Origin of the sequence: Actinomycetospora lutea (assembly GCF_028737205.1) — a bacterium.
Classification (GTDB): domain Bacteria; phylum Actinomycetota; class Actinomycetes; order Mycobacteriales; family Pseudonocardiaceae; genus Actinomycetospora; species Actinomycetospora lutea.
In genome coordinates this window covers 144709-157505 of record NZ_JAQZAL010000005.1, presented here as the reverse complement: position 1 = coordinate 157505, position 12797 = coordinate 144709, and the positions used below count along the sequence as shown (strand labels likewise).

The following is a 12797-nucleotide window of genomic DNA, read 5'->3' as shown; positions in this document are numbered from 1 at the left end:
CATGGTGATGGCCGTCCCCGGCTCCGAGAGGTTCTCGAGCCGCCCCGTCGACCCCGCCGTGCTCGCCGCGCAGCTGCCGGCGGGCCTGCCGGTGCACACCGTCACCCAGGAGCAGATCGACGCGCTCGACCCGCTCACCTACGAGGTGATCCGCCACCGCCTCTGGTCGGTCACCGACGAGATGGGCGAGGCGCTCAAGCGCATGTCCGGCTCGCCGATCGTCACCGACGCCAACGACTTCGACTTCGCGGTGTCCGACGAGTTGGGCCAGGAGGTCCAGGTCGGGCTCTACAACACGATGCTCGTCGGCGCCGTCGACCTCGCCATCTACTGGACCCTGCAGCACCGCGCGACCAACCCCGGCATCGCCGAGGGCGACATGTTCCTCACCAACGACCCGTGGGTCGGCGGCGGGCTGCACCAGAACGACGCGATGGTCTACCAGCCCGTGTTCTGGGAGGGGAAGCTCTTCGGCTGGACCTCGGCGATCGCCCACCAGCCCGACCTCGGCGGCGTCGGTCTCGGCTCGTTCTCCCCGGCCGCGCAGGACGTCTTCTCCGAGTCGCTGCCCACCCCGCCGATCAAGGTCGTGCGCGACGGCGTGCTGCAGGACGACGTCGCCGACGTCTGGGTCCGCCGCTCCCGCGTGCCGATGATGATCGGGCTGGACCTGCGGGCGAAGGTCGGCGCCAACACCGTCGGCCGCGACCGCCTCCTCGCGGTCATCGAGCAGTACGGCGCCGACACGGTCAAGGCCGTGATGAAGCGGATGATGGCCGACGCCGAGTCGCGCCTGCGCGGCAAGCTCACCGACCTCCCCGACGGCACCTGGCACGCCACCGGCTACCAGGACCAGTCGCACACCGGCGACCGCGGCCTGCACAAGATCACGGTGGCGATGACGAAGGCCGCCGACCACCTGACGTTCGACTTCACCGGCACCGACCCGCAGTCCGGCGTCGTCAACTGCACCTACGCCGGCATGCGCGGCGGGGTGATGCTCGCGCTGCTGCCGATCCTCGCCGGCGACATCCCGTGGTCGGCCGGCGGGCTGATGCGCTGCTTCGACCTCGTCGCCGAGGAAGGCACGATCAACAACGCCAGCTTCCCGGCCGCGGTCGGCCGCGGGCCGATCGGGCCGGCGTGGCTGACCGGCAACCTCGTCGCCGAGTGCCTGAGCCAGATGCTCGACCAGGCGCCGGGCCTGGACGCGCACGTCCAGGCCACCTGCTGCGGCACCTGGGACACCGCCGTCATCGCCGGGCTCGACCAGCGCGGCGCCGTCCCGACCCCGTTCCTCTCGATCATGATGGACCCGATGGCGGGCGGGTACGGCGCCCAGCCGCAGGCCGACGGGATGGACACCGGCGGGCTGTTCTGCATCCCGCTGGGGCGCGTGCCCGACGTCGAGATGACCGAGTTCCTCTACCCGGTGCTCGCGCTCTGGCGGCGCGAGGAGCCGGACTCGGGCGGTCCCGGACGGCGCCGCGGCGGTGTCGGGGCGTCGCTCGCGATCACCCCGCACGGCACGAGCTTCCCGATCGGCCTCGTGCTGGCCTCCAACGGCAAGGCGGTGAGCCAGAACAACGGGCTCGCGGGCGGCTACCCCGGCAACACCGGGGTGGAGTGGATCGCGCGCGGCAGCGACGTCACGGCGAAGCTGGACGAGGGCCGGCTGCCCGCCGACCTCGAGGAGATCGGCGGCACCGCGGAGCTGCAGCCCTGCTACGGCGAGACGTACGTGGCGCCCGGCGAGGTCTTCACCATGTTCTGGCAGGGCGGCGGGGGCTACGGCGACCCGCTGACCCGCGACCCCGCCGACGTCGCCCGCGACGTCCGGGAGGAGAAGGTCACCGCCGCGACGGCCGAGCAGGCCTACGGCGTCGTCCTCGACGGCGCCGGTGCGGTCGAGGCCGGCGCGACCGACCGCCGCCGCGGCGAGCTGCGGGAGGCCCGTCGCGCCCGCGCCGCGGTCGGTGACCGCGACCGCTCCACCGTCGACCTCACCGACAGCCGGCGCCTGGACGACAACCTCGTCGCGGTCGGGACCGAGGTCGCCTGCCGGCACTGCGCGACCGTGCTCGGCTCCGGCGCGGTCGGCGAGCTCGACCTCGTGCGCTACGAGGGGCCGGTCACCGACGCCGGCCCGCAGGTCGTGGACGGCGCGGGCGACTACGTCGACGGCGCGGTGCACTTCCGGCAGTACTGCTGCCCGGGGTGCTTCACGGCGATCTCGACGGCGGTCGTGCCGGTCGAGCACGTCGACGACGTGACGCGCACCAGCCGGGTGCTCGCGGACGCGAGGTCCTGACGTGCTCCTGAGACGCGTGGCCGTGCTCGGCGGCGGGCCCGGAGGCCTGTACGCCGCGCGGCTGCTGAAGCTCGCCCGGCCCGGGTGCGACGTCGTCGTGCACGAGCAGGGCGTGCCGGACCAGACGTTCGGGTTCGGGGTCGGGCTCGCCGCGCGCACCCAGCGCCGGCTCGCCGAGGCCGACCCCGCCTCGCTCGACGACATCCTCAGGAACGCGTGGTCGCACGACATGCGGATGCGCGTCGGCGACCGCGAGGCCGGGATGAGCGTGTCCAGCCTGGTGGCCGTCGGGCGCGCGGAGCTGCTGGCCGTGCTGCAGCGCCACGCCGAGGACGCCGGGGTGAAGCTGGAGTTCGGCACGCGGCGCGCCGCCGACGAGCTCGACGCGGACCTGGTGATCGCCGCCGACGGGGTCGGGAGCGCGACGCGGGGCGCGGGCGACTTCGGCGAGGACGTCGAGGTCGGCAGCGGCTGGTACCTGTGGGCCGGCGTCGACGTCGCCCTGCCGCACGCGCTGTTCGCGCCCGAACGCACCCGGCACGGCGTGTTCGTCACGCACGCCTACCCGTACGCGCCGGACCGCAGCACGTTCCTCGTCGAGACCGACGAGGCGACCTGGCGGGCGGCCGGCTTCGACCGCACGACGGCGCAGCTGCCGTTCGACGCCTCCGACGACGTCGCGCTGGACCACCTGTCCGACGTGTTCGCCCGCCACCTCGACGGCCACCGGCTGATCGGGAACCGGACACGCTGGCTGCAGTTCCGCACCGTGCGCTGCGCCCGCTGGCACGACGGGCGGACCGTCCTGCTCGGGGACGCCGCCCACACCGCGCACTACTCGGTGGGCTCGGGCACGAAGCTCGCGATGGAGGACGCGATCGCGCTGGTCACCGCGCTGGGGGAGGCCGACGACCCCGGGCCCGCGCTGACCGCCTACGAGGCGGCCCGCCGGCCCGCGGTCAGGCGCCTGCAGGACATTGCCGAGCGGTCCCGTCGTTGGTGGGAGACGTTCCCCGAGCGCCTGGACCTCCCCGTCGAGCAGCTCCTCGTGGCCTACATGAGCCGCGCGGGCAACGTCTCGCTCGACCGCTTCGCGGCCGGCACCCCCGACGTCGTCCGCACCGCCCTGCGGCAGTGGGCGGGGGAGGAGCCTCCGGCGGGCGCCGCGCTGGCGGACTGGGCGCTCACGCGGTCCCTGCGTGCCTCGACGCCGGGTCAGGAGCCGGACCTCGAGGCCGCGGACGGAGCGCCCGGGGCGCGGGGCTTCGACACCCGCGTCGTCCCCGACGACCCCCCGGCGCTGGGCGCGACCGTGCTCGACACCGGCACCGACGACCGGCCGGCGGGGCGCGAGGAGGTCGTCGAGGAGGCCGTCGCCCGGGGTGCCGCGGTGACCGGCACCGTCTGGCTGACCGGCGGCGACGACCGCGCCAGCGTGCTCACCCGCCTCGAGGTCGCCGAACGGCTGCGCCGCCGGACCCCCGCCCTCGTCGTCGTCGCGGGCCCGCACGACCTGCGCGACCTCCTCGCCGACGGCCTCGCCGCCGACCGGACCCACCTGGTGGCGCTGCGATGACCCATCCCGCGGATCTCGTCGCGCAGTACCGCGCCGAGGGCCTCTGGGGCACGCGCACGATCGCCGAGGAGCTCCACGAGGTCGCGATCGCCCACGCGGACCGCGACGCCGTCGTCGCCGCCCAGGGCCGCCTGGGCTACGCCGAGCTCGACGCCCGGGCCGACCGCGTCGCCGTCGGGCTCGCGGACCTCGGGCTGGCGCCCGGCGACCCGGTGATCGTGCAGGTCACCAACCGGCTCGAGACCGTCGTCGCCTGGTACGCGATGCTCAAGGCGGGCCTGGTCCCCGTGGCGACGCTCGCCGCGCACCGCGGGCACGAGATCGCGCAGATCAGCCGGGCCGTCGGCGCCCGCGCGCACCTCGTCGAGGCGGGGCTGCGCGGCACCGACCTCGTCGCCTTCGCCCACGAGCAGGCCCGCGACCACCCCACGATGCGGCACGTCCTGGTCCTCGGCGACCTGCCCGTCGCCGACCTCGATCCCGGCGAGGCCCGCCGGCGCGTCGAGGAGATCCAGCGCGGCATCGACCCCGACGACGTCGCCGTCTTCCAGCTCTCCGGCGGCACCACCGGGGTCCCGAAGCTGATCCCGCGGCGGCACGCCGAGTACTGGTACAACGCCTGCGCCTACGCCGAGGTGCTCGGCTGGACCTCCGACGACCGCGTCGGCCACCTCATCCCGGTGATCCACAATGCCGGCATCACCTGCGGGGTCCACGGGGCGCACGCCGTGGGCGCGTGCCTCGTGCTCACCGACCACGACCTCGACACCGCCCTGCCGCTGCTCGTCGCCGAGCGCACCACCTCGGTGCTGTTCGGCCACGTCCACTACCGCGCCCCGGAGCACCCGCTCTACGACCAGCTCGCGGCGACCCTGCGCGTCGTCCTGCTCTCCGGGGCCAAGGTCTCGGAGGAGCTGTTCGCCGCGACCGGCCGGGGCGGCGCGTGGGTCGGGCAGCTGTTCGGCATGGCCGAGGGCCTGTTCCTCGTCACGCCGCGGGGCAGCTCCGCCGAGCTGCGCCGCACGACGGTCGGGGTGCCGATCTCGCCGCGCGACGAGGTGCGCATCCTCGAGCCGGGCGGCGAGGAGGAGGTCGCCGACGGCGAGGTCGGCGAGCTGTGCTGCCGCGGCCCGTACACCCTGCGCGGCTACTTCGGCGTCGACCGGCCCGAGGCGTTCACCGCCGACGGCTCCTACCGCACCGGCGACCTCGCGGCCGTCCGCGTCCTGGACGGCCACCGGGCCGTGTCGATCGAGGGACGGATCAAGGACCTCATCAACCGCGGCGGCGAGAAGATCAACGCCGAGGAGGTCGAGCTCCTCCTGCTCGCCCACGAGCACGTCGTCGAGGCGGCGCTGGTCGCGATGCCCGACCCGCGGCTCGGGGAGCGGGGCTGCGCCTACCTCGCGACCGACGGCACCGCCGTCACGCTCGAGGACCTGCGTGCGCACCTGGCCGCGCTGGACGTCGCCAAGTTCAAGTGGCCGGAGCGCGTGGAGCTGGTGGACGCCCTGCCGCGCACGAAGGTCGGGAAGCTCGACAAGAAGGCGATGACTGCCGACATCACCGCGCGTCTGGAGACCGAGATATGAGCCACCACCGCGTCGGGCTGATCGTCCCGAGCTCCAACGTCACCGTCGAGACGGAGATCCCCGCCCTGCTCGCGCGCCACCGGGACGCGACGTTCTCGTTCCACGGCAGCCGGATGCGCATGCACACGGTCTCGCCCGAGGAGCTGGCGGCGATGAACGACCAGCGCGGCCGGTGCGTCGACGAGCTCGCCGACGCCCGGGTCGACGCCCTGCTCTACGCGTGCCTCGTCGCCGTCATGGCGCAGGGCCCGGGCGAGCACCGCCGCGTCGAGTCGGAGGTCGCCGCGCAGCTGCACGAGCGCGGCGTCGCCGCCGACCTGGTCTCCAGCGCGGGTGCCCTCGTCGACGCGCTGGCCGCGCTCGGGGCGCGCCGGATCGCGCTGGTCACGCCGTACGTGCGCCCGTTGGCCGAGCGGGTCGTGGCCTACCTCGAGGCCGAGGAGCTCGAGGTCGCCGACTGGACCGCGCTCGAGGTCGCCGACAACGCCGAGGTGGGCGCCATCCCCGGCGAGCGGGTGATGGACGCCGCGCGCGGGCTCGACCTCACCGGAGTCGACGCGCTCGTGATCTCCGCCTGCGTGCAGATGCCGTCGCTGCCGCTGGTCGAGCGGGCCGAGCAGGAGCTCGGCGTGCCCGTCCTGTCCGCGGCCACCGCGGGCGCGTTCTGCCTGCTGGCCGGCCTCGGCCTCGCCCCCGACCTCCCCGACGCCGGCTCGCTCCTGCGCGCCACCACGCCCGCCCGCCTCTGAGGAGCCGCACCTTGACCACCACCGAGTCGTTCGATCCCCTCGTGCCCGGCCCCCTCGACGAGGTGCGCGCCCAGCTCGCCGAGGTCCGCGCCGGCTGCCCCGTGCACCGCGTCGCCCCCGGCCTCGGCTTCGCCGGCCGGCACGAGGTGGTCGGCCGGGCACTGCTCGACCACGAGACCTTCTCGAACCAGGGCAACTTCGTGCTGGAGGGCGACGAGGGCGCCGAGCCGCCGCCCGCGCTCATCACCCAGAGCGACCCGCCCGAGCACACCGCCCTGCGCGCGCTGCTGCGGCCCGGCTTCGCGCGCAAGGCCATCACCGACGCCGCGCCCTGGGTCCGCGAGTACGCCGTGGAGCTCATCGACGCGCTGCCGGCGGGCGGCCCCGCGGACCTCGTCGGTCAGGTCGCGCTGCCGCTGACCGCGCGGGTGATCGCCCGGCTGGTCGGCGTGCCGGCGGAGGACTCCGACGAGCTGGCCCGGCTGTCGCTGGCGATCACCGCGATCCTGCCGGCGAGCTTCGTCGGCACCGACGAGTGGCGCCGGCTCGAGGAGTACTTCACCGCGGCGGCCCGGTCACGGCGCGCCACGGAGAACCCGCCCGACGACCTCGTCACGCGCCTGGCGCTGGGCCGCGTCGACGGGCGCGAGCTCACCGAGCAGGAGGTCGCGTTCCACGCCTGGCAGCTCTTCGTCGCCGGGCTGGAGAGCACCGCGTACACGATCGGCTCGACGCTCCACCAGCTGCTCGTCGACCGGTCGCGGTGGGAGCGGCTGCTCGCGGACCGCTCGCTCGTCGACGGGGTCCGCGAGGAGGGGCTGCGGTACGGCTCGGCGATCCGCTGGGTGCTGCGCACGGTCACCACGGACACCGACGTCGAGGGCGCGGCGCTCGCCGCCGACGAGCGCCTCATCATCGGGCTGGAGTCGGCGAACACGGACGAGGCGGTCTTCGGCGAGGACGCCGACGCGTTCGTCCTCGACCGGCCGACCGCCCGGCGGCACTTCTCGTTCGGCCACGGCGTGCACCTCTGCCTCGGTGCGGAGCTGTCGCGCATCGAGATCTCGACGGTGCTCGACGCCCTGCTCGACCGCCTCCCGACGCTCGCGCTCGCCCCGGGCGCGACCTACGACGACGTGGCCAGCCCGATGTTCTGCGGCCCGCAGCGCGTCGACGTCGTCTGGTGAGGCGGGGACGCCCGTATCGTCGCCGCCCATGAGCGCGGCGGAACCCGACGAGCTCCCGGCGGCCCGCAAGCCCCGCCGGGAGCTGGTCGAGGCCCAGATCTACGAGCAGGCGACCCGGCTCTTCGCCGAGCGGGGCTTCGCGGGCACGAGCCTGCAGGACATCGCCGACGCGATGGGCATGACGCGTCCGGCGCTCTACTACTACGTCAAGAACAAGGACCAGCTGCTCGCGCGCCTGGTCACCGAGATCACCGAGGGGCCGGCCGCGGCGACCGAGGAGATCGCGGGCCGCGACGCCGACGCCACGTCGAAGCTGCGCGACCTCGTCCTGCTCGTCGCCGGGCAGCAGGCCCGGCACGCCGCCCGGTTCCAGCTGGTCATCCGCTCGGAGTCGGAGCTGCCCGACGACCTCGCCGTCGCCCACGAGGCCGCGAAGCGTCGGGTGCTCGACGGGTTCTCGCGCGTGGTCGACCAGGGCGTGCGCAGCGGGGAGTTCCGCCCGCGTCCGGTGCGCACGACCGCGCTCGCCGTCATCGGCATGTGCAACTGGGTGGCGTGGTGGTTCCGGCCCGGTGGCGCGCAGTCGCCGGACGAGGTGGCCGAGCAGATGGCGGACATGGCCGTCTCCCTGGTCGCGCAGGCGCCCGACCGGCGGCCGGAGAGCCCGCGCCCCGACGACCCGGCAGCCGTCCTGCGGCTGCTGCGCCAGGACCTGGACTACCTGGAGAGCGTGTTGACGACGAACGCGACCGACGAGTGACCTGCCGACCCGACGGTGCTCGTGCGGGTGCGGCGGGCCGTACGGTCGCCACGTGGACCTGCGGCAGCTCCGCTACTTCCTCGCGGTGGTCGAGGAGGGCGGCGTGCACCGTGCGGCCGCCGCCCTGCACGTCGCGCAGCCGTCGCTGAGCCAGGCCATCCGCAAGCTCGAACACGATGTCGGGGCGGAGCTCTTCCACCGCATCGGGCGCCGGCTCGTGCTCTCGCCCGCCGGGGAGGCGCTGATCGGCCCGGCCCGACAGATGCTGCGGACCGTCGATGTGGCGTACGACGCCGTCCGGGAGGTCGCCGACGTGGAGGCCGGCCGGCTGGACGTGGCCTCGCTCGCCGACCTCTCGGCCGATCCGACTGCGATCTGGGTCGCGCAGTTCCGGGTGGTCAACCGGGGGGTGACGGCCCGCGTCGAGGAACGGGCGTACGCGGCGCAGGTGGCCGACCTGGTGCGCACGGGCGAGGCCGAGATCGGGGTGACCGTCCTGCCTCTCCCGGAGGGGCACCTCGCCCAGGAGCGGCTCCTCACCCAGCACTTCGTGCTGATCGCCCCGCCCGGCACGGAGAGCGCCTTCCCCGCGACGGTGTCGTTGCCGGCCCTCGACGGCGTCCCCCTGGTGATGGGGGAGCGCCATGCCACGACACGGGAGTGGGTGGAATCGGCGCTGCGCCGCCACGGGGTCGAGCCCTCGGTCGCGATCGAGGTGCCGCAACGGGGCGCGGTGGTCCCCATGGTGCTCAACGGAGCGGGTGCGGCCGTGGTCCCGTTGCGTCTCGCGCTCGACGCCCGACAGCACGACGCGGTGGTGCGTCCGCTGGACCCGCCGCTGAGCCGGGAGGTGGGGCTGCTCCACCGGCCGGGGGCCCTCACCGCGGCGGCCGCCGCGTTCCTGACCCACACCCGCGATCGGGTCGCCTCGTGGAACCGGGCGGTCGAGCGTCGACGTCGGGCCGGGGCCGGGTTGATCGAGGCGGCAGCGTCCACGGAGCGGTCGGTGCGGAGCCGCCTGCGGTCCGGGTTCGCGTCGGACCCGCCCGCGGCCGTCCGCGACGATCGATAGGGAGCGCCGATCAGCAGGCGGGTCAACCGGTCTTTGACCGCGCCGAGCGGCTGTCCTTGACTGCGTCGCAGGTCGCGCACCCTGTGCGCCTCGATCCGCGGGAGCATCCCCATGCCACCTCCGACCGACGCCGACGTCGCCACCCCGGGCCGGACCGCCGCCGGCATCCGCCGCGGGGCCTGGACGGCGACCGCGCTCGCCTTCGTCTTCATGGTCCTGAACTTCGCCGACAAGTCCGCGCTGGGCTTCGCCGGGACCCGGATCATGGACGACCTCGGCATCGGGCCCGCGGACTTCGGTCTCGTGCAGAGCGCCTTCTTCTGGCTCTTCGCCGCCGGTGCCCTGATCGTCGGCGCGCTGAGCACCCGGGTCTCGATGCGCTGGCTGATGCCGACGCTGATGGTCCTCTGGATGTTGACGATGGTGCCGTTGCTGACACCGGTGACCTTCGGCGTCCTCCTCGCGTGTCGCATCGTGCTCGGGTTCGCCGAGGGGCCGGCCTACGCGCTCGCCACCCACGTCGTGCACTCGTGGTTCCCCTCCGAGAAGCGAGCGCTCCCGGCGGGGATCATCAGTGCCGGGAGCTCGGTCGGCCCTCTGGTCGCGGCGCCCGTCCTCACCTGGGTCATCGTCTCGTGGAACTGGCACGCCGCGTTCGGCGTGCTGATCGTGCTGGGCGCGGTGTGGGTGGCGGCCTGGTTCCTCCTCGTCCGTCCCTCACCGGAGGAGGCGAGCCTGGCCGACCGTCCCCGCGTGCGCACCGACTGGCGCCTCGTCGGCCGTCAGCTGGCCACCCCGACGATCCTCGGGGTCGGGCTGCTCACCTTCGTGGGCTACTGGACGACGACGCTGCGGGTGTCCTGGCTGCCCCTCTACCTCGAACAGGGGCTCGGCTACGACACCACCGACGCCGGGCGGCTGGTGACCCTGCCCTACGCGGTGGCCGCCGTGGCGGCGATCGGTGCCGGGATGCTGTCGAACCGGATGGTCGCCCGTGGGGTGCCCAGGCGGATCGCCCGCGGATGGCTGTCCGCGGCCTTCGTCGTCACCGGCGGCGCGTGCATGTTCCTGCTGACGCTCCTCGGGGCCGGCGCCGCCCAGATGGCGCTCACCGTTCTGGCGTTCTCGCTGAACTCGGCGTCCTACGGTGTCGCCCTCACCGTCGTCGCCGACCTGGTCACCCCGGCCCATCGCGGTGCGGTGCTCGGCGTCCTCGTGGCGATCTACAGCATGGCCGGGGTGATCGCCCCGCTCGTGCTCGGCTTCGCCGTCGCGGGGGCGAGCTCGACCGTGGCGGGCTACGGGCTCGGTTTCGCGATCAGCGGCGTGGTCATCGTCGTCGGGGGTCTGCTGTCGGTCCCGCTGATCGATCCCGACCGCGACGCCGCTCGTCTCGAGCGGGCGGCCGCGTGACCGCCCCGCTCGCCGGGGTACGGGTCGTCGACCTCGGACAGTTCATCGCCGCTCCCGCCGCCGGCCGCGCACTCGTGGAGATGGGCGCCGACGTGATCAAGCTCGAACCGGTCACCGGAGAGGGGGCGCGTCACATCGGGATCTACGGCGACGCGATGGTGCGGACCTACAACGGCGGCAAGCGGGCGATCGCCGTGGACCTTCGCTCGGCGGACGGTCGCGCCCTCGCGCGGCGGCTCGTGGGGCGGGCCGACATCGTCCTGCAGAACGCGCGCCACGGGGCCCTCGACGCGGCCGGCCTCGGGCCGGCGGAGGTCCGGCGGGACCACCCGGGCATCGTCTACGGCACGGTGTCCGGCTTCGGCCGGAACGGGCCGTCCGCGCGCCGTCCGGGCTTCGACATCGCGGCCCAGGCGGAGAGCGGGATCATGTGGGTCACCGGCGAGTCCGGCGGTCCGCCGCAGCGTGTCGGCTTCCCGGTCGTCGACGCCGCGGCCGGGCACGTGCTCGCGGAGGCCGTGCTGGCCGCGTACATCGGCCGGCTGCGCTTCGGCGAGGGGCGCCACGTGGAGGTGTCACTGCTCGAGGTCGCCATCGCCCTGCAGAGCACGGTGTGGGGGGAGTACTTCGCCACCGGACGGGCGCCGAGCCGCAAGGGCAACGGCCAGCCGACCGTGGCGCCGGCCGCCGACCTCGTCGACACCGCCGACGGGCCGATCGTGGTGTCGGCCTACACCCCGGCCCACTTCGCGCGGCTGTGCGCCCTCCTGGAGCGGCCGGACCTCGCCGAGGACCCGCGATTCGCCACGAACGCGGATCGCGTCACCCACCGGGGCGCCCTGCTCGCCGAGCTCTCCGCCGCGTTCGGGTCGATGTCCCGCCACGATGCTCTCGATCTGCTCGTCGGTCAGGGGCTCGTCGCGGCGTCGATCGACTCCTACGACGAGGTCGAGCGCAATCCCGACGTCGTCGCCGGCGGGATCTTCACCGAGGTGTCGTCGGCGGCGGGTTCCCACCGGGTCGTCGGCGTCCCGTGGCGCGACGACGCGGCACCGCCCACGCGGACGTGGCACGCTCCCGCGCTCGGGGAGCACACGGCGGACGTCCTCGCCGAGATCGGTTGCACGCCCGACGAGGTGGCCGCGCTCGCCGCCGCGGGTGTCGTTCACCTCCCGTCGGTGACCTCCACCGCGTCGGCGTAGCTCGGGGTCCGGCGCTCCAGGAACGCCCGGGCCGCCTCGGGCGCTTCCTCGCCGTGGAAGGCGGCGACCATGCGTTCGCTCTCCTGGCGCAGGTAGTCCCCGAGCGTGGTCGTCGCGGCGGCCTGGAGGTTCTGCTTCATCGCCCGCGCCGCGGCCGGGGCGTTCACCGCGAGACGGCGGGCGAGGTCGTCGACCGCCGCGTCGAACCCCTCGTCGGCGACGACGCGCGTGACGAGCCCGGCGTCCGCGGCGGCGACCGCCGAGAGCTTGCCCGGCAGCAGGAAGAGCTCCCGGGCGCGAGCGGCGCCGAGCATGTGGGTCGCGAACCAGATCCCGCCGAAGTCGCCGGGCAGCCCGGCGCTGAGGAAGGCGGTGTTGACCACCGCCCGGTCCGTCGCGACCCTCAGGTCGCACGCCAGGGCGAGCGCGAGACCTGCCCCCGCGGCGGCGCCGTTGATCGCCGCCACGGTCACGGGCGGCAGGAGGTGGAGGCGCTCGACGATGCGCGTGGCGCGCCGCAGGCGGGTCAGGTCGCCCGCGACCGTCTCCCGTCGCAGCCACCGCTGCGCGGGGGGAGCTGCGAGATCGGCCCCGACGGAGAAGGCGCGACCCCGACCGGTGAGGACCACCACGCGCACCGACGGATCGGCCTCGATCTCCTCCAGATGGCGGTCGAGGTCCTCGAGCAGGTCGACCGACACCGGGTTCCCGCGGGCCTCCTGGCACAGGGTCAGGCGGACGGTGCCGCCGGTCGTGGTGCGGTCGACGAACGCGGGCACGCCGGTCTCCTTCCTCGGGACGGGCCGCCGAGGACGGGGCCCGCTCCAGTCAAGGCAAGGGCGCTGCACGGGTCAAAGACGGGAAGGTCGTGCCCGTGATAGCCCGGCCCTATCATCGCGCGGTGACGTAGACGTCCAAAGATTGACGCTTGCGTA

The 12797-nt window shown here is 74.5% G+C and carries 10 protein-coding genes; 9 read left to right on the top strand and 1 reads right to left on the bottom strand.

All coding sequences use genetic code 11. The annotated features are described in order from the left end of the window. Position 1: 1 nt before the first annotated feature. The 9 genes from PHK61_RS08090 (at position 2) to PHK61_RS08050 (ending at position 11862) form a co-directional block, all read left to right on the top strand. Entirely contained in the window at positions 2-2311 is a 2310-nt protein-coding gene (locus tag PHK61_RS08090; protein ID WP_274280466.1) for a hydantoinase B/oxoprolinase family protein, read from the top strand. A gap of 1 nt (position 2312) precedes the next feature. Further along, positions 2313-3887, top strand: coding sequence for an FAD-dependent monooxygenase (locus PHK61_RS08085; RefSeq protein WP_274280465.1), 1575 nt, complete (start codon positions 2313-2315; stop codon positions 3885-3887). Beyond that, entirely contained in the window at positions 3884-5479 is a 1596-nt protein-coding gene (locus PHK61_RS08080) for a (2,3-dihydroxybenzoyl)adenylate synthase (RefSeq protein WP_274280464.1), read from the top strand. Before PHK61_RS08085 ends, PHK61_RS08080 begins: the two co-directional genes overlap by 4 nt. Beyond that, on the top strand, positions 5476-6228 hold the full coding sequence (locus PHK61_RS08075; protein WP_274280463.1) for a maleate cis-trans isomerase family protein: 753 nt from the start codon (positions 5476-5478) through the stop codon (positions 6226-6228). The genes PHK61_RS08080 and PHK61_RS08075 overlap by 4 nt, the downstream gene beginning before the upstream one ends. Before the next feature lie 11 nt (positions 6229-6239). Next, positions 6240-7415, top strand: a complete 1176-nt coding sequence (locus PHK61_RS08070; RefSeq protein WP_274280462.1) for a cytochrome P450 — start codon at positions 6240-6242, stop codon at positions 7413-7415. Between the two features lie 28 nt (positions 7416-7443). Continuing rightward, positions 7444-8175 carry a TetR/AcrR family transcriptional regulator gene (locus tag PHK61_RS08065; RefSeq protein ID WP_274280461.1) on the top strand — a complete coding sequence of 244 codons (732 nt, stop codon included), beginning with the start codon at positions 7444-7446 and terminating at the stop codon, positions 8173-8175. A gap of 52 nt (positions 8176-8227) precedes the next feature. Beyond that, on the top strand, positions 8228-9247 hold the full coding sequence (locus PHK61_RS08060) for a LysR family transcriptional regulator (protein WP_274280460.1): 1020 nt from the start codon (positions 8228-8230) through the stop codon (positions 9245-9247). Positions 9248-9358: 111 nt separating this feature from the next. After that, positions 9359-10660: an MFS transporter gene (locus tag PHK61_RS08055; protein WP_274280459.1), complete on the top strand. Its 1302-nt coding sequence runs from the start codon at positions 9359-9361 to the stop codon at positions 10658-10660. Beyond that, on the top strand, positions 10657-11862 hold the full coding sequence (locus PHK61_RS08050) for a CaiB/BaiF CoA transferase family protein (protein ID WP_274280458.1): 1206 nt from the start codon (positions 10657-10659) through the stop codon (positions 11860-11862). The genes PHK61_RS08055 and PHK61_RS08050 overlap by 4 nt, the downstream gene beginning before the upstream one ends. Here PHK61_RS08050 and PHK61_RS08045 read toward each other — a convergent pair. Continuing rightward, positions 11826-12641, bottom strand: coding sequence for an enoyl-CoA hydratase-related protein (locus tag PHK61_RS08045; protein ID WP_274280457.1), 816 nt, complete (start codon positions 12639-12641; stop codon positions 11826-11828). The two genes, PHK61_RS08050 and PHK61_RS08045, sit on opposite strands and share 37 nt — an antisense overlap. Between the last annotated feature and the right edge of the window lie 156 nt (positions 12642-12797).

Excerpts from the sequence above, each read along its gene's own strand:
- PHK61_RS08090 (WP_274280466.1), top strand. The coding sequence starts at position 2 with ATGGTGATGGCCGTCCCCGGCTCCGAGAGGTTCTCGAGCCGCCCCGTC.
- PHK61_RS08080 (WP_274280464.1), top strand. The coding sequence starts at position 3,884 with ATGACCCATCCCGCGGATCTCGTCGCGCAGTACCGCGCCGAGGGCCTC.
- PHK61_RS08075 (WP_274280463.1), top strand. The coding sequence starts at position 5,476 with ATGAGCCACCACCGCGTCGGGCTGATCGTCCCGAGCTCCAACGTCACC.
- PHK61_RS08065 (WP_274280461.1), top strand. The coding sequence starts at position 7,444 with ATGAGCGCGGCGGAACCCGACGAGCTCCCGGCGGCCCGCAAGCCCCGC.
- PHK61_RS08055 (WP_274280459.1), top strand. The coding sequence starts at position 9,359 with ATGCCACCTCCGACCGACGCCGACGTCGCCACCCCGGGCCGGACCGCC.